Below are 16143 nucleotides of genomic sequence, written 5' to 3'. Positions count from 1 at the left end.
ACCGCGACCGGGCTTGAGCGGACCGTGGCCTATAACGCCATCGAGGCTCTGCGCGATGTTTACAATCCGCGCAAATTGCGGGCCGGTCAGGAGTTTGATCTTGTCTATTCCGCGCCGATGGAAGACAGCATCGAGCTTCTTGACGAACTGAGCTTCCAGCCTGATCCCGAGACCATTGTTTCCGTGTCACGGACCGATAGCGGTTTTGAAGCGTCATCTGACAAGATCGAATTGACCACCAAAAAGAATGTCGCATCGGGCACCATCGAGCAGAGCCTGTTTCTGGCCGCCGAACGTAATGGCGTACCCATCCCGGTGCTGATGAGCCTGATCGAGCTTTATTCCTATGAAGTCGACTTCCAGCGTGACATCCAGCCGGGTGACAGCTTTGAAGTGATGTATCAGGAACTTGAAAACGACAAGGGCGAGCGCGTGCGCTATGGCGATCTGCTTTATGCGAGCATGACGCTGAGCGGCCATGAAGTGCGTCTTTATTCCTATACCGACAGCAATGGCGAAACCGACTTCTATAATCAGAAGGGGGAATCCTATCGCCGTGCCCTGATGCGTACGCCGATCAATGGCGCGCGTCTGTCTTCCGGTTTTGGCAAGCGCAAGCATCCGATCCTTGGCTATACCAAAATGCACAAAGGCATCGATTTTGCCGCACCGCGCGGAACGCCGATCTTTGCCGCCGGTAATGGAACGATTGCCAAAATCGGCCGCAATGGCGGTTATGGCAATTACATCCGCATCCGTCACAATGATTCCTATGAAACCGCCTATGCCCACATGAAGGGCTTTGCCAAGGGCCTGAAACAGGGATCACGCGTCAAGCAGGGTGATGTGATCGGCTATGTCGGGACCACCGGCGCTTCGACCGGCCCGCATCTGCATTACGAGATCCTGAAAAACAACGCCCAGGTCAACCCGATCCGGGTCAAGATGCCCAGCGGCAAAAAGCTTAAGGGTGATGAGTTGAAAACCTTCCTGGCCGATGCCGACATCCTGCGCAAGCAATATGCCGAGCTGTCGCTTGATAACCGCAAGATCGCCAGCGCCCAGTAAGCATCATCGCATAATCGCATCGCAAAAAGCCTGCCCGTTTTATCGGAGCAGGCTTTTTTGATGTTCGGGATACAGGGTACAGGAACGGAATACGCCAGCGGGCAGTACAAGCGCCAATGCGCCAAGGGGATGCTGGCGGCCTGTTCAGCCTGCCCTGCCCGATATAAGGGTAAGGGCAGCGACGTGCGCATGATAGATAGCAGCGCGGACTTTCGGACCGGGTCTCCGTAAACGTCCAGATCGGATCAGGCTGCGTCGCGGTCGAATTGCAGTTTGGCAAGACGGCCGTAAAGCGGTGATGCTTCGAGCAGTTCCTGATGGGTACCAATCGCGACCAGCTTGCCATCATCAATCACTGCAATGCGATCCGCATGCAGTACCGTTGCCAGACGGTGGGCGATGACAAGGGTGGTGCGGTCCTTCATGATGGTTTCAAGGGCCTGCTGGACCACCTGTTCGCTTTCGGCGTCAAGGGCACTGGTGGCTTCGTCAAGCAACAGGATCGACGGATTGCGCAGGATGGCACGGGCAATGGCGATACGCTGGCGCTGACCACCGGAAAGCCGGACCCCTTTTTCCCCGAGATAGGTATCAAAACCATCCGGCAGGCGATCAAGGAATTCGCTGGCATGAGCTGCATCGGCCGCAGCCCGAACATCCGCATCACTGGCATCGGGTCGGCCATAGCGGATATTGTCCCAGGCATTGGCGGCAAAAATCACCGGGTCCTGGGCAACAAGGCCGAAACGTTCACGTACCGCAACCGGGTCGGCCATGCGAATATCAACACCATCAACACGAATGGTGCCCTTTGCCGGATCATAGAAACGCAACAGCAACTGGAACACGGTTGTCTTGCCAGCCCCGGACGGTCCGACCAGGGCAACGGTTTCGCCGGGCTTGACCGAAAGCGTCAATCCTTCGAGGGCCGAACGATCCGGCCGGGCCGGATAATGGAAGGTGACATCTTCGAAGCTGACATGCCCCTGATGGGGGACAGGCATCGGCTGTGGCGTTTCGGGGGCGGCAATCCGCGGTTCGGTTTCAAGCAGTGCAACAAGGCGTTCCGCCGCCCCGGCTGCGCGTTGCAGATCACCGATCACTTCGCTGATCGCACCGACCGAGCCGGCCACCACCACGGCATAGAAGACAAAGGCAGAAAGTTCCCCGGCCGAGATGACCCCGTCAAGAACATCATGCCCGCCGATCCACAAGATGGTGCCAACCGCACCAAACACCATGACAATGACAATGGCGGTCAAAAGTGCCCGGGCCGAAATACGGGCCACGGCCGTTCTGAATGCGCCTTCGACATGATCGTTGAAGCGTTTGCTTTCGATATCTTCGTGGGTATAGGCCTGAACCGTCCGCAATGCATTGAGGGTTTCTTCGGAAAAGGCACTGACATCGGCAATCCGGTCCTGGGATTCGCGTGACAGGCGACGTACCCGACGGCCATAACCGACAATCGGCACCACCACCAGCGGCACCACCAGCAGGACCAGAGCTGTCAGCTTGGGACTGGTGATTGCCAGCATCGTCAAACCGCCGACAAACATCAGCGCATTGCGCAGCGCGATCGAAACACTTGATCCGATGACCGATTGCAAAAGCGTGGTGTCGGTCGTCAGCCGCGACAGAACTTCACCGGTACGGGTGACTTCAAAGAATTCCGAATCCAGCCGGACGATGTGACGATAAACCGCAGAACGGATATCGGCGACCACCCGTTCACCGATCCAGGACACCAGGAAAAAGCGCATATAGCTGGCGCCAGCCAAAAGCAGGGTCACCGCAAACAGCACAAAAAGCGCGCGATCAAGCAACCCGCCATCACCGTCGGCAAAGCCTTCATCGACCAGCATTCGCAGACCGTTGCCCAGCGCGAGCACGGTTCCCGATGCGGTCACCAGCGCAATCAGCGCACCGATCAGCTGTAATCGATATTTCAGAACAAACGGAACAATGGCCCGCAACGAGGACAGGTTCCGACTGGTTTCCCGGTCAATCAGTCTTGCAGAAGCAGTAGGTGTACGCGCCAAGGCCCTTTATCCCGCATGCATAGGGAACGATATAGCCGATCAGCGATCAGCCAAGATCAAGCTTGTTTCCGGTTTTCACCGCCAGATCGGCAGAAAGCTGATCATGGAGCGTGGTCGAACCGCGGGTCGAGGTCCAGGTTTCATTGTCTTCATCAAAGTCATAATGACTTGCGCCACTGACCGGTGAGGACAACCAGACCTGACGGTTCGGGCCATGCTTGTTGATAATGAATTGTTCGCCCGAATCGAGTTCGATTGTCAGGATTCCGGATTGCAAATCGACTTCAAGGTCATCGCCCAGCGCGTCATCGATGACATCGGAAAGGGTCTCGATGGTTTCATCTGCAATCTGATGGAAGCGGGTTTCCTCAAGGGCCACAGTCTTGTTCTCCGTCTGTCGCCGGAAGCGCATCTGCCCCGGCAAGGCGATAATCAATTGTCGGCGCACCATACTATATAAAGTGTGCTGTGCAAGTATGCATAAGATACCGCTTGCGAGAAAAGCTTGAAACGTACGCGCCTGGCTGCTACATGACCGCAAGATCGCTACTGCACTCCCCTCATTTGGCGTTAATCGGATAATTCCCGGTTACAGGGGTTGCGCGAGCCGATTTTTTACACTATACACCGCGCTTCAAATTCCGGAGTGATTAGGCGATGAAAAAAGATATCCATCCCGATTACCATGAGATCACCGTTCAGATGACTGACGGCAGCACCTTCACCACGCAGTCGACCTGGGGCAACCCTGGTGACGTGATGAAGCTCGACATCGATCCGAAAAGCCATCCGGCTTGGACTGGTGTTCACCGTCTTCTGGACAGCGGCGGGCAGCTTGCGAAATTCAAAAAGCGCTTCGCTGGTTTCAATATCGGCAACTAAGCAAAGAACACATTCATGTGTTCTGTGGGATCAGCGCCCGTCGCATCTTGTTGATGCTGCGGGCGTTTTTCTTTGGCAGAACCATTGATTGCGCCCTTGCCGGCACTACGAAACCTGGAATGACCATAAGGATGATCTGCCATGCAGCATATCTGGTGGTTCTCCGGGCATTTTTTTGCCATAATTCTATTTCGTTTGGATAGGGTGGCACCTGACGTGCCGCCCTCTTTGGCTTGTCAAATCGACCAGGGTTGTAGATGAACCAGGTGGCGGCGCGTAACCAGGTAAGTTATGAGGTCTATATCAAAGACCGTTCAGGCCGTTGGCAGATCCACGGCCACTTTACCGGTGCGCAAAAAAAGCAGGCCGAAGAAGAGGCAAAGCAGATCGAACGCGCGAAACATGTTTCGGGCGTCAAGGTGATTCGCGAAGTCTATAACCACGCGACCAACAGCTCGGACGAGTATGTGGTCTATGAGACGCGTGGTCAGGGCAACCTTGAAAACAGCAATGCCCAAAGCCGCCCCAAAGCCAACCGTCCCCCAGCGGCCCAGAAACCGACCGCCCCAACACCCGAGCAGACAAGGCAAACCGAAAGCAATGGCGCGGACGCCAGCAGCAGCGATGAGGCAAAGGCACCGAAACCCGCAAGCCCCAAGCGCACATCCGCGGCAGAAAGCCAAAGCATTCTTGGTTTGGCCCTTAAGATGATGATCGCGTTTTGCGTGGCCATCGCCATTGGTCTGGCGACCATGCTGGTTGCGGCCAAGGGATTGGAATATCTGCCCAATATGGGCATGCAGATCAGCCAGGGCTTTTACGACAAAGCCAATTTCATGTCCTTTACGGTCGGTTTCCTTGCCAGTGTCGTGCCGATGCTGATGGCATTGACCAAGAAGTTCAAGGGACGCGCGCGCAGCAAGCCATCATCTGGCCGACCGCCAAAACCCGCGCGAACCAGCCCGGCACAGCGAAGCCGCGCCCGCGGGGCATCAAACAGCACGCCATCGTCCGGATCACGGATGTCCGCCGCCGAAATGGCCGCGGAACTTGAACGAGACGGGATGGCATCCGATACGGATGATGACACCGCGGACTCCGTTCAGGATCAAACCCCGGACGCCCCGATTGATGATACGCCCGACCGGCCACTGGTCGAAACGCGTGAAATGCGCGCAACCCGCGAGCAGATGAAGAACTTCATTTCCGGATCAATGCAGGCGATCAAACGCACGGTGCCGGTTCTCGATGCCTATCACAAATTTGGCGTCAATCTGTATGTCGCAGGCGCGTGCGATGCGTGCAGCGAGAAGAATGCGCTCGAACAAAGAGACGGCCGGGCCGTTTTGCGCGACTGCATTTCGGCGCTGGGTGCAAACAAGAATATGGCCGATACGTTTTGCAAGAATGTCGATGACTATATTCTTGAGCCGAAATACAAGGATATGTACGGCGCGGGCCGCGAATCGATGGATGCCTATCTGAAGGATGAGAAAAGCATCATGTCATCGGTATCGCGTGCGATAGCAAACTGGAGCGAAAAGCCCGCGGCCAATCCGCAAGGTGGCGCAGGCAAAAAGCTGCACGCGCTGATGTTTACCGACATTGTCAATTCGACGGCCAAAACCCAGGAACTGGGTGATCATGGTGCACAGCAGATGGTTCATATCCACAACCAGATTGTGCGCACCGCACTGATCAATAATTATGGCAAGGAAGTCAAACATATGGGTGATGGCATCATGGCCGTCTTCCCGTCTTCAGCCAGCTCGGTCGAGGCTGCCATCGAAATCCAGAAGAATATGGCCAATCACAACGCCACCCAGGACCTGAAATTCCAGATCCGCATCGGGATCAATGCCGGCGAAGCCATTGCCGAAGAAAACGACCTGTTTGGCAGCGTTGTGCAGCTTGCCGCGCGCGTTTGCGCCCAGGCTGGCGGGGATGAAACGCTGGTGTCAGGCAATGTCAAAAACACCTATAGCGGCAGCCGTGCGAAGTTTGTTTCGATGGGCACCCGCCAGATGAAAGGCTTTGCCGAACCGGTTGAGGTCTTTCAGGTTCAATCGCGCACCTGATCCGTATCTTTGCGGCACCGGGTTCCGTGCGGGAAAACTTGTTGCCCGCGCTTCGGCCTCTCCCCCACACATCTACTTACATGCGAAATTGCGCCAGTGCGTCAACGCCACGCCCGGCCGTCAGGTGATCCGTTGATGTCAGGGATTAAAACGAGCAGTCAGTTTGCGCAGCGTGCGGCGACCTGCAGTTCCATGCGCGCAGTACGCATATAAAGTGCCTGTGCCCGGTCCATCAGATCCAGCAATCCCGGCGACAGAAACTGACACGCATCGCTGCGCTCTTCGAGACAAATGCGCAGATCCACCATCAGGTCATCGGTATCGATTGCTTCTTCCCAGCCGATTTCGCCTTCTTCGACAGCACGTACCGCAAGAAGCCATGCCATTGCCCGTATCAGGCGCGTGGTCATGCGCATTTCTTCCAGACAGCGGACCATGGCTTCGCCGCTGTTGTTCTTTTTACGATGCTGACTTCTGTGAGCGGCGAGATAGTTACGGGCCTCGACAAGCAGGGTAAAGGCTTCGTCATATGTCCGCGAGAAATGAACAACCGCAAAATTGCTTTGATATGACGCCTTTTCGGACGCCGGTGGATGCTCGTGTGTCATCCTGTTTATATTGGAAAGGTGCCGAACTGCTTCAAGGCACGGTTCGGCCAAATAGAAAGACCGCCCACTTGCGGGGCGGCCTCACCTCAACCTGCTAAACTTGCCGGACTTTTAGTTTTATTTTTCTTGGTGAGCGAACTTTAGCCAGCGGTTCATAAGCGGTCAAGGCTATTCATGGCACAAATGTGACAATACGTATTAACCCGTACCCTTTTGCACATTTTACAGATGCGCATTGCCATGGCCCGCAGAACTACAAGCAATACAAGTAATTGAATATACAAGATAAAGAAAAAGAACCGCCCTAAAAGGGCGGCTCAGTTTAACAGGGAGGCATCGAAACATCACGTTCGACAAGGGGGTCAACAGATGACCCTCTATTCCACATATAAGACGGGAAGTTTAAATTTCAATTAACCTCAGGTTTAAAAAAATTATCCTCACGTCTAATATTTGGAAAGACCATCAATCCTTGTTGCACCACCCGAAACTGTTTCGGACTTAACTTTTGAACAATGCCTCGGCCCCGGCATGGGCACCTTTGCGATGTTCAAGTGCCGCATCGACCCGTTTGATTTCCTGTTCCAGTGCGGTCCGGTATTCTTTCAGGCTTTCAACCGAAATGCCTTCGAGGTTGCGCGGCAGGCCAAATTCACGCTTGCTGACAATGCCAAGATCTTCTTCTTCCACACTCATCCTCCATTTCCTGCAGTCGCTTTTTTACCAGCACCCATGCCCCGGTTCGGGTAACGGGATGTCGGTTTGGCTTGTGACCTGTTAGATTTATCGCACTGGTGTCCGGACATTTTGGCGGCTAACTTGCGCCAAAGACCGGTTGACCATTTCAACAAAATTAACAGGTCCTGACCCTAGATAGGTACTAAATCCACAATTCGCCACGGAGGTCGCAATGTCGCACGCCCAATTGCCAACGAAAATGCAGGCTGTCGAAATTCGCAAGGATGCCGATGCCCCCTATCTGGCACTGGCCGAAGCCGATATTCCCGAAATTGGCGATGATGATGTTCTGGTCCGGGTTCAGGCCGCCGGGATCAACCGCCCCGATCTGATGCAGGTTGCCGGCATGTATCCGCCACCGCCAGGCGCATCCGAAATCCCGGGCCTTGAACTTGCGGGCGAGATCGTTGCAACCGGCCAAAAAGTAAGCGACTGGAAAGTCGGGGACAAAGTCTGTGCGCTGGTGGCCGGTGGCGGGTATGCGCAATACGCTGCTGTACCGGCGGCGCAATGCCTTCCTGTTCCCGAGAACCTAACGATGGTTCAAGCCGCTGGCCTTCCTGAGACCTTCTTTACGGTCTGGCACAATGTTTTTGACAAGGCCAAGCTGACATCCGGTGAAACATTCCTGGTGCATGGCGGCACGTCGGGGATCGGCACAACAGCGATCCAGTTGGCCAAGGCATTCGGGGCCAAAGTGATCGCAACCGCAGGCAGCGATGAAAAATGTCAGGCCTGCCGCGATCTTGGCGCCGATGTTGCAATCAATTACAAAACGCGCGATTTCGTCGAAGACGTGAAATCCGCAACCGATGGCAAGGGTGCCGACGTCATCCTTGATATGGTTGCCGGTGACTATGTCAGCCGCAATTTCAAGGCGGCGGCCTTTGACGCCCGCATTCTGATCATTGCCTTTTTGCGCGGTCCGAAGGCCGAAACCAATTTCACGCCGCTGTTGCTTAAGCGCCTGACATTGATGGGCTCCACACTTCGTGCCCAGCCGGTGGCGAACAAGGGTGCTATTGCAAAGTCACTGCGTGAACAGGTCTGGCCGATGATTGCAAACGGACAGATTGCACCAGTCATCCACAAAACCCTTCCGCTGGCCAAGGCAGAGGAAGGCCATGGCATATTGAAGGGTGGCGCACACATCGGAAAAGTGATACTGGAAGTCAGTTGATCGTTTTTGGATATCGGGCCGAACCGTTTATCGGACCTTTCCATCGCAACATGACGATGTTTGCAGATCGAAAAGAAATATTCTTTTCGCAAGTCCGCAACAGATTGTTGCATTTACCCGCACATTGATCGAAAAGAACGCAATGGCGGGTCCGACGATGCGCAGCAACCCTTGGTTCACCCCTTGGTTGCCTTTGCAGCATTGCCGGACCACCAAAAGAGATTATATTCTGGGGCATAGATTCCCGCGCTTTTTGGGCTCATACCCATTGCCGGTCTCCAGAGAGAAAGAAGGAAACAGGAGGAATTATGGCACAGCCCCTCATGCCCAAAGCAACCGCTGTATGGCTTATCGACAATACCGGCTTGTCGTTCCGGCAGATTGCCGCCTTTACCGAGCTTCACGAGCTTGAAATCCAGGCAATTGCGGATGGTGACGTTGGCCAGGGCATCGTCGGTCTTGACCCGGTTGCCAACGGGCAGCTGACCAAGGAAGAAATCGCGCGCTGCGAAAAAGACCCGCGCGAATTCCTTAAGATGGCGAAAACCGATTTGCCGCGTCCGCGCGCGCAGTCCAAAGGTGCCCGTTACACCCCGGTTTCCAAGCGTCAGGATCGCCCGAATGCGATTGCCTGGTTGCTTAAGCATCACCCGGAACTGTCGGATGCACAGGTTTGCAAACTGATCGGTACCACCAAGGACACCATCGGTAAAATCCGTGACCGTACGCATTGGAATTCCGCCAACCTGACGCCGCGCAACCCGGTGACCATGGGTCTTTGCTCCGAACTTGATCTGGAAAAACAGGTCGTGATCGCACGTTCGAAGAACCCGGAAAAAATCGCCCGCGATGTCGAGCCCGATCCGCTGCCCGAAGAATTGCAGATCAATCCGGAGCCGGATTATCCGGGCAAAAAGACCGAAGAGAAAAAAGAAGAGCCGAAAACTTCCGATTACATGGAAGCGGCAGAAAACCTTTTCCGGTCCTGATACGTTTCAAAAGGTCGCCCACGGGGCGGCCTTTTTTCTTTGGGTTGCCCGGCACTTATTGCATAAAGTTTGTTTCACACGATTGCCGCTAAACCGTAACGCAACCGACATATGCGCGACATACCATTCGCCTGCTTTCGAACGAACAACACCGAAGAAACGTTTCCATGCAAAAACGTCCAACTGAACGCCAGGCTGGCATTGTTGAACTTGTCCGCGCCGATGGTTTTCGCACCATTGATCAACTTGCTGAACGCTTTGACGTCACCCCGCAGACCATCCGCCGTGATGTGAATGCGCTGTGTGACGAAGGATTGCTGCGCCGTCGCCACGGCGGCGTCGAACCGGCACTTGAACATGAAAATATCGCCTATCGGGCGCGCAAGGTTCTGAACGTTAATGAAAAGCGCAAGATTGCCGCCCTTGTCGCACGCGAAATCCCCAACGGGGCATCGCTGTTCTTTTCGATCGGCACCACACCGGAACTGGTGGCAAGCGCGTTGCTTCAGCATCGCGACCTGCGGATTTTCACCAATAATCTGAATGTGGCCTATGTTGCGGCAACCAATGACAGCTTTGACGTCACTCTGATTGGTGGCCGGTTGCGTAACCGTGACCGCGATGTTCTTGGCCCCGAGGTCGAGGCATTCTTTAACAGCTACAAGGTCGATTACGGGATTTTCGGCGTCGGCGGTATTGATCCCGATGGCAGTCTTCTTGATTTCGATGAACAGGAAGTCCGCGCCCGTTCGGCAATCCTCAAGAATGCGCGCAAATCATACCTTGTTGCCGATCATACCAAATTCGGTCGGAACGCTGTGGTGCGGGGTGGTTCGATCACCGATGTCAGCGCATTCTTTACCGACTGCCTGCCCCCTGATCACATCATGGCGATGATCAACCGCGCGGGTGTTACCATGCACATGCCCGAACCCAACGCGGAATTTCCGACCTTTTACGTGCCCGAAGAAGACTAGGCCGTATCGAATGCGCCCCCGCATTTGTCAGGACGACTTGCGGGTTTGCGCTGCTGCAATCAGGCTGTTGCGGACTTCGCGCAATGCCGGGGTCAGTGTTTTATCCCGGCGCATGACGATGGCCAGTTCACGCGATAATGGCGGATTAAGCGGCCGGGTCGTAACCGGAAACTGGGTGCGACCCGGGCGTGCGCCCATTTCCGGCAAAATTGTCGCCCCGATCCCCGCCCCGACCAGTTCCTTGATGGCTTCGACACTGCCAAGTTCCATGATCGAATGTCCGGCAACCCCGGCATCACGCAGCCAGTCATCAACAAGGGTTCTGGTCAAACCACCGCGTTCATAAAGCACCAGCGGCTGGGTTTCGAGATCCCGGGGGTGAATAATATCGGGCACATCCGCATCCCCGGCAAAGATCGCCACGAACGGATCGGTCATGACCGGCATGATCGACAGGCTTCTGCCGCTGCACGGCATGGTTACCAGCCCGATATCAAGCTGGTTGTCTTCGATCGCGCGGACAATGTCGCTGGTATTGCCGGTCCGCACCATGATTTCGAGCTTCGGATAGGCCCGTTGCAGTTTTTCCAGAATGGCTGGCAGAAAATAGATACAGGCCGTTGCACCGGTGCCGATCCGCACCTGACCGGCCGGGCCATCGGCAAAGCTTGAAACCGCATCCAGTGCAGAACGGATCGATGCATCAATCCCGCCAATATGGGACAGCAATGCCTGCCCGGCAGCGGTTGGTTCGGCCCGCTTTCCCACCCGTTCAATCAGCTTGACACCAAGCCGTTCTTCGAGCTGGCGCACCTGCTGGCTGATCGCGGGCTGGCTCAGATTAAGTTTGGCGGCGGCTGCCGAAAAACTGCCAAGTGCGACCACATCGGCAAAGGCATGAAGCTGATCAAGATTAAGAGCACGCATATCAAACTTTTCCTTATGACATGCATAAGATTTCAAAACTTACGTTATGATAGAATTCGCCGTACTGTCTGGTCAAACAAATCAACACCGGACAATAAAATGTGCCTGACTACCAGCGGCCCGATCCCAGTTACCCGCATAACCGTGCGCGATGCATGCGATGCAGATATGGCGCACATCACCGCGATTTATCGCCACCATGTGCTGACCGGGACGGCATCGTTCGAAGAAATTCCGCCAACACAGGATGAAATCACCATCCGGTTTCATGCAATCCGTGACAAGGGAATGCCCTATCTGGTGGCGATCAATGATCGGAACATCGTCGGATATTGCTATGCCAGTTCCTATCGTCCGCGCACGGCCTATCGCCATACGGTGGAAAATTCGATCTATGTGGCCCCGGATTGCGCCGGTCAGGGTGTCGGCAGTCTTTTGATGGGTCATCTGATCGAGCGTTGCGAAAACGGTCCCTGGCGTCAGATGGTCGCAGCGATCGGTGACAGCGCCAATCACGCATCGATTGCCCTTCATCGCAAATTCGGGTTTGAGCAAACCGGCGTTTTCCATAATGTCGGCTTCAAGTTTGGGCGCTGGCTTGATTCCATTCTGATGCAACGATCCCTTGGCGAGGACAAACCGGTTCTTCCCGGTCCGCTCGACAAATGATCCGTCCACGCACTGTTATTGCCCTTGGCCTTGCCCAATTGATCAGTTGGGGGACGGCCTATTACCTGATCGGGAATTTCGGTGCGATCATTGCCGCACGACATGGCTGGGACAGTGCAGTCGTCTATGCCGGGTTTTCATCGGCACTTCTGGTCATGGGGATCTGTTCGTCGACATGCGGGCGGCTGATTGATCACTGGGGCGGACGACCGGTGATGCTGGCGGGATCGGTGCTTAACGCGCTTGGTTGTTTGACGCTGGCCTTTGCCGATCAGATCTTCTGGCATTTCGTTGGCTGGATCATTCTGGGCATTGCCATGCGCGCGACGCTTTATGATGCTGCCTTTGCCACACTGGCGCGCATCGGCGGTCCGAATGCCGGTCGGGCCATGGGACAGATCACCCTGTTTGGCGGGCTTGCATCCACCGTGTTCTGGCCGGTCGGTCATCTGATCGAAAGCCAGTTTGGCATCACCACCGCCCTTGCAAGCTATGCCGGATTTGCCCTTTTGACGGTTCCGCTGCATTTGATGCTGCCGCCGGCTTCGCCCAACAGTGACGATGAAACCGATACCCCCGCCCCATCTTCACCAACGGCCCATGCCCCGCCTGGTAATATCGCGGCAAATCCAAAAGCCCAAACCCGCGAAGGAACACCGGTAAACAAGCAGCTGTGCGGCATTCTCTATGCGGTGATTGTGACGGTTCTGAATGTCGTCAATGCGGCGATGTCTGCCCATATGATCGCGGTTCTGATCGGGCTTGGCCTGGGCACTGTGATTGCCATTGAAACAGCAAGTCTGCGCGGAATTGGTCAATCGATCGCACGGGCCGCCGAAGTGCTGTTTGGCAAACGGCTTGCGCCAACCAGACTGACGGTGCTGGCGACTGCGATCCTGCCGGTCTCCTTTTTGCTGGTTCTGATCGGGGATCCCCATGTGATGGCGGCGATGGCATTCACGTTTTTATATGGTGCTGCCAATGGCGTTCTGACCATCACGCGCGGGACATTGCCATTGATGATTTTCGGGCGGCGCGGATACGGACAGCAGGTCGGCAGATTGCTGATCCCGGGCTTCTTTTTATCCGCCATCGCGCCCAGCCTATATGATCAGCTGATTGCCCGTTTCGGACCGCAATCTGCGATCTGGGTATCAAGCGGGTTGCTTCTGATCGGGTTCATCAGTGCAATCGTCCTTTACCGGATGCTCACCCCCGGTCACACGCGCATCCCGATGGCAGAACAATCCTGACAGCCCGCCCTTTCACCAAGTCCGGCAACCCCGCACCGAGCTGAGCTGAACTGAACCGAACCGGACCGGACCGGACCGAACAGAGCCAACACCTCCGCCATTCCGACCACGTCCAAGAAAAAACGCCTGCCAATCGGGGATGGCAGGCGCAAGGTGTGCTCTGTGATGAAAGAGCCGGGAGTATCCGTGCTTACGGGATCTTTGGTTGGTGTTATTTCGCGTATCCGATTTCCTTGAGTGCCTCGGCGATTTCCGGAAGGATCGCCGGATCATCAATGGTGGCCGGCGTGTTATAGGTTTCCCCGTCGGCAATCGATCGCATGGTCTTGCGCAGGATTTTGCCAGACCGTGTTTTCGGAAGCCGGTCAACCACGGTTGCCTGCTTGAACGCCGCAACCGGTCCGATCTGATCGCGGACCATGGCGACTACTTCGGCAAGGATGGCATCATGGGGCCGCGTCACACCGGATTTCAGGACGATGAAACCAAGCGGCAATTGCCCCTTAAGATCGTCATGCACGCCAATGACCGCACATTCGGCAACGTCGGGATGACCGGAAAGAACTTCTTCCATTGCCCCGGTCGACAAGCGATGCCCGGCGACATTGATGATGTCATCGGTGCGCGACATGACATAGATATAGCCGTCTTCATCAATGAAACCGGCATCACCGGTGGCGTAATAGCCCGGGAATTCTTCGAGATAGGATGACTTGAACCGGTCGTCATTCTGCCAAAGCGTCGGCAAGGTGCCGGGCGGCAATGGCAGCTTGGCGGCCAATGCGCCGATCTGCCCGCGTTCAAGCGGTTTGCCCGCCTCGTCAAGAACCTGAACATCCCAGCCACAGGCCGCAACCGTCGGCGACCCGTACTTGATCGGCAACAGTTCAATGCCGCGCGGGTTGGCACAGATCGACCAGCCGGTTTCGGTTTGCCACCAGTGATCAATCACCGGCACACCAAGGCTTTTTTCCGCCCATTGCAGGGTATCGGGATCGGACCGTTCACCGGCCAGATACAGCGCCTTTAGACAGCCAAGATCGTAATTCGCCATATGGGCGGCTTTGGGGTCGTCACGTTTGATCGCACGAAATGCGGTTGGCGCGGTAAACAGGACCTTGACCCTGTGTTGGGAAATCACCCGCCAGAAGGCACCGGCATCGGGGGTGCCAACCGGCTTTCCTTCATACATCACCGTCGTACAGCCCGCCAGAAGCGGCGCATAGACAATATAGGAATGCCCGACCACCCAGCCGACATCGGACGCCGCCCAGTAAACATCACCGGCTTCGACGTCATAGATGTTTTTCATCGACCAGTGCAGGGCAACCATATGGCCACCATTGTCGCGGACAACGCCCTTGGGCTGACCGGTTGTCCCGGACGTATAAAGAATATAAAGCGGATCGGTCGCCGCCACCGGCACACAATCCGATGGCGCGGCCTTGGCACATTCCACGGTCCAGTCAAAATCCCGCCCGGGGATCAGCAAGGCGTCACATTGCGGGCGCTGGTACAGAATGACCGATGACGGTTTATGGTCGGCAAGTTCGATCGCACGATCAAGAAGCGGTTTGTATTCAATGATGCGCGATCCTTCGATGCCGCAACTGGCCGTCAGGATCAGTTTGGGTTTGGCATCATTGATGCGCGTGGCAAGTTCGTTTGATGCAAACCCGCCAAACACCACCGAATGCACAGCCCCGATGCGCGCGCACGCCAACATCGCCATCGCGGCCTGCGGGATCATCGGCATGTAGATAATTACCCGGTCGCCCTTGGTCACACCGCGTGCATGCAGGGCCCCGGCAAGGCGGGCCACATCGTCGCGCAGATGGCGATAGGTGATTTTTTCGACCGTGTTGGTGACCGGGCTGTCATAGATCAGGGCCGTTTGGTCCCCGCGCCCGTTTTCGATATGCCGGTCAAGCGCGTTATAGCAGGTATTGACCTCGCCGCCGGTGAACCACCGGTAAAACGGCACATTGCTGTCATCAAGAACGCGGTCCCATTTTCGGTACCATGTGATGTTTTCGGCAGCTTCTGCCCAGAAACCTTCCTTGTCAGCAAGGGAGCGATCATAGGTTTCCTGATAACGACCAGTCATTGGCGAAAATTCCTCCCGCGATGATGGATCTTGTGCCCATACGGACCGCGTTTTTGTGGCGAGCGATTAAATCGGCATCATAATACCTATTTAATGCGCACTTACCCCTTAGACATTGGTAGAGCGTCGGTATTCCGCCATTTTCTGCGGATTAAAATCACTAAAATCCATTACGCCGTGATCGACTTGGGCCGCACGGGCGTATCGGATCAGGTGTCATCAGTGAAGCGGGAATGTCGCCGGGCGCTTTAAAGCGCAGACATAAAGTTGCCGCCTCACGCGTGGGCGACAATCGGAGGCGGCAAAAGCAAGAGTTAGGAAATCTGTGAGGTCGTCAAACCGTCTGCATGGTTGATCGCATGTTTTTCATCACGCGTTTGGCCATGCTCAAACGGCTAATGGTTTATTCGGTTTATCTCGTCCTTGATTTCAAGCTTGCGACGTTTAATGTCTGCGACAAGGGAATCATCGGGCGCCGGTCGGCGCGTCTCGAGGTGGAGTTCCTGCTCAAGTGCAGCATGTTTGGCAGTAAGAGCTTCGATATGGCTTTGAACGCTCATTCGCCTACTCCTTATATCTGACATTGCCCACAAGAAGATGGTATTAATTTCGTAACATGATTTCC

General features: G+C 55.4%; 16 protein-coding genes (1 of these 16 only partly in view). 8 read left to right on the top strand and 8 right to left on the bottom strand.

The features are described from left to right. Positions 1 to 1068 carry the 3' portion of a M23 family metallopeptidase gene (locus M9H61_RS20245; RefSeq protein WP_231856777.1) on the top strand. 243 nt of this gene lie to the left of the window's left edge, so the window shows 1068 of its 1311 coding nt (coding positions 244-1311); the start codon falls outside the window, past its left edge; its stop codon occupies positions 1066 to 1068. A 245-nt stretch (positions 1069 to 1313) separates the two neighbouring features. Here the strand turns inward: M9H61_RS20245 and M9H61_RS20240 are convergent, their stop codons facing one another. Next, positions 1314 to 3110 carry an ABC transporter transmembrane domain-containing protein gene (locus M9H61_RS20240; RefSeq protein ID WP_068519707.1) on the bottom strand — a complete coding sequence of 599 codons (1797 nt, stop codon included), beginning with the start codon at positions 3108 to 3110 and terminating at the stop codon, positions 1314 to 1316. Positions 3111 to 3156: 46 nt separating this feature from the next. Then, positions 3157 to 3489, bottom strand: coding sequence for an iron donor protein CyaY (gene cyaY / locus M9H61_RS20235; RefSeq protein ID WP_228196492.1), 333 nt, complete (start codon positions 3487 to 3489; stop codon positions 3157 to 3159). Positions 3490 to 3767: 278 nt separating this feature from the next. Here cyaY and rpmE point away from each other — a divergent pair, with 278 nt between their 5' ends. Beyond that, entirely contained in the window at positions 3768 to 3992 is a 225-nt protein-coding gene (gene rpmE / locus M9H61_RS20230; RefSeq protein ID WP_068519706.1) for a 50S ribosomal protein L31, read from the top strand. Here rpmE and M9H61_RS20225 read toward each other — a convergent pair. Then, positions 3989 to 4135, bottom strand: a complete 147-nt coding sequence (locus M9H61_RS20225) for a hypothetical protein (RefSeq protein ID WP_250282623.1) — start codon at positions 4133 to 4135, stop codon at positions 3989 to 3991. The two genes, rpmE and M9H61_RS20225, sit on opposite strands and share 4 nt — an antisense overlap. Positions 4136 to 4249: 114 nt before the next feature. On the opposite strand from M9H61_RS20225, the gene M9H61_RS20220 reads away from it, so the two are divergent. Then, positions 4250 to 6070 carry an adenylate/guanylate cyclase domain-containing protein gene (locus M9H61_RS20220; protein ID WP_250282621.1) on the top strand — a complete coding sequence of 607 codons (1821 nt, stop codon included), beginning with the start codon at positions 4250 to 4252 and terminating at the stop codon, positions 6068 to 6070. A 158-nt stretch (positions 6071 to 6228) separates the two neighbouring features. Here the strand turns inward: M9H61_RS20220 and M9H61_RS20215 are convergent, their stop codons facing one another. Next, a complete protein-coding gene (locus M9H61_RS20215; RefSeq protein WP_068519704.1) occupies positions 6229 to 6678 on the bottom strand; it encodes a DUF1465 family protein in 450 nt (149 codons plus the stop codon). A 501-nt stretch (positions 6679 to 7179) separates the two neighbouring features. Continuing rightward, positions 7180 to 7374, bottom strand: a complete 195-nt coding sequence (locus tag M9H61_RS20210) for a DUF1192 domain-containing protein (RefSeq protein WP_101245844.1) — start codon at positions 7372 to 7374, stop codon at positions 7180 to 7182. Positions 7375 to 7588: 214 nt separating this feature from the next. Between M9H61_RS20210 and M9H61_RS20205 the strand changes: the two genes are divergently transcribed. From M9H61_RS20205 to M9H61_RS20195, 3 genes are all read left to right on the top strand, one after another. Beyond that, positions 7589 to 8596: an NAD(P)H-quinone oxidoreductase gene (locus tag M9H61_RS20205; protein ID WP_250282619.1), complete on the top strand. Its 1008-nt coding sequence runs from the start codon at positions 7589 to 7591 to the stop codon at positions 8594 to 8596. A 308-nt stretch (positions 8597 to 8904) separates the two neighbouring features. Next, positions 8905 to 9585, top strand: a complete 681-nt coding sequence (locus tag M9H61_RS20200) for a DUF1013 domain-containing protein (protein WP_250282617.1) — start codon at positions 8905 to 8907, stop codon at positions 9583 to 9585. 167 nt (positions 9586 to 9752) lie between these two features. Continuing rightward, on the top strand, positions 9753 to 10562 hold the full coding sequence (locus tag M9H61_RS20195) for a DeoR/GlpR family DNA-binding transcription regulator (RefSeq protein ID WP_068519700.1): 810 nt from the start codon (positions 9753 to 9755) through the stop codon (positions 10560 to 10562). A gap of 27 nt (positions 10563 to 10589) precedes the next feature. Here the strand turns inward: M9H61_RS20195 and M9H61_RS20190 are convergent, their stop codons facing one another. After that, a complete protein-coding gene (locus M9H61_RS20190) occupies positions 10590 to 11489 on the bottom strand; it encodes a LysR family transcriptional regulator (RefSeq protein ID WP_250282615.1) in 900 nt (299 codons plus the stop codon). A 99-nt stretch (positions 11490 to 11588) separates the two neighbouring features. Here M9H61_RS20190 and M9H61_RS20185 point away from each other — a divergent pair, with 99 nt between their 5' ends. Together M9H61_RS20185 and M9H61_RS20180 are read left to right on the top strand one after the other, a co-directional pair. Next, positions 11589 to 12158: a GNAT family N-acetyltransferase gene (locus M9H61_RS20185; protein WP_250282613.1), complete on the top strand. Its 570-nt coding sequence runs from the start codon at positions 11589 to 11591 to the stop codon at positions 12156 to 12158. Beyond that, positions 12155 to 13411: an MFS transporter gene (locus tag M9H61_RS20180; RefSeq protein ID WP_250282611.1), complete on the top strand. Its 1257-nt coding sequence runs from the start codon at positions 12155 to 12157 to the stop codon at positions 13409 to 13411. The genes M9H61_RS20185 and M9H61_RS20180 overlap by 4 nt, the downstream gene beginning before the upstream one ends. Before the next feature lie 211 nt (positions 13412 to 13622). On the opposite strand, the gene M9H61_RS20175 is transcribed toward M9H61_RS20180, so the two are convergent. Then, the gene (locus tag M9H61_RS20175) at positions 13623 to 15518 is read right to left on the bottom strand and encodes a propionyl-CoA synthetase (protein ID WP_068519696.1); all 1896 of its coding nucleotides are present in this window, start codon (positions 15516 to 15518) and stop codon (positions 13623 to 13625) included. A gap of 395 nt (positions 15519 to 15913) precedes the next feature. Then, on the bottom strand, positions 15914 to 16078 hold the full coding sequence (locus tag M9H61_RS20170; protein ID WP_082817874.1) for a YdcH family protein: 165 nt from the start codon (positions 16076 to 16078) through the stop codon (positions 15914 to 15916). Positions 16079 to 16143 lie beyond the last annotated feature (65 nt).

Source organism: Thalassospira sp. GO-4, from assembly GCF_023588965.1.
In the GTDB taxonomy this organism is placed as follows: domain Bacteria; phylum Pseudomonadota; class Alphaproteobacteria; order Rhodospirillales; family Thalassospiraceae; genus Thalassospira; species Thalassospira povalilytica.
Note: the sequence above shows the minus strand (reverse complement) of the source record. Positions and strands in the feature narration are given on the sequence as shown.

Coding starts and splice junctions, on each gene's coding strand:
- M9H61_RS20185 (WP_250282613.1), top strand. CDS start 11,589: ATGTGCCTGACTACCAGCGGCCCGATCCCAGTTACCCGCATAACCGTG.
- M9H61_RS20225 (WP_250282623.1), bottom strand. CDS start 4,135: ATGGCAGATCATCCTTATGGTCATTCCAGGTTTCGTAGTGCCGGCAAG.
- M9H61_RS20220 (WP_250282621.1), top strand. CDS start 4,250: ATGAACCAGGTGGCGGCGCGTAACCAGGTAAGTTATGAGGTCTATATC.
- rpmE (WP_068519706.1), top strand. CDS start 3,768: ATGAAAAAAGATATCCATCCCGATTACCATGAGATCACCGTTCAGATG.
- M9H61_RS20195 (WP_068519700.1), top strand. CDS start 9,753: ATGCAAAAACGTCCAACTGAACGCCAGGCTGGCATTGTTGAACTTGTC.
- M9H61_RS20180 (WP_250282611.1), top strand. CDS start 12,155: ATGATCCGTCCACGCACTGTTATTGCCCTTGGCCTTGCCCAATTGATC.
- M9H61_RS20170 (WP_082817874.1), bottom strand. CDS start 16,078: ATGAGCGTTCAAAGCCATATCGAAGCTCTTACTGCCAAACATGCTGCA.
- M9H61_RS20190 (WP_250282615.1), bottom strand. CDS start 11,489: ATGCGTGCTCTTAATCTTGATCAGCTTCATGCCTTTGCCGATGTGGTC.
- M9H61_RS20175 (WP_068519696.1), bottom strand. CDS start 15,518: ATGACTGGTCGTTATCAGGAAACCTATGATCGCTCCCTTGCTGACAAG.
- M9H61_RS20205 (WP_250282619.1), top strand. CDS start 7,589: ATGTCGCACGCCCAATTGCCAACGAAAATGCAGGCTGTCGAAATTCGC.
- M9H61_RS20210 (WP_101245844.1), bottom strand. CDS start 7,374: ATGAGTGTGGAAGAAGAAGATCTTGGCATTGTCAGCAAGCGTGAATTT.
- M9H61_RS20200 (WP_250282617.1), top strand. CDS start 8,905: ATGGCACAGCCCCTCATGCCCAAAGCAACCGCTGTATGGCTTATCGAC.
- M9H61_RS20215 (WP_068519704.1), bottom strand. CDS start 6,678: ATGACACACGAGCATCCACCGGCGTCCGAAAAGGCGTCATATCAAAGC.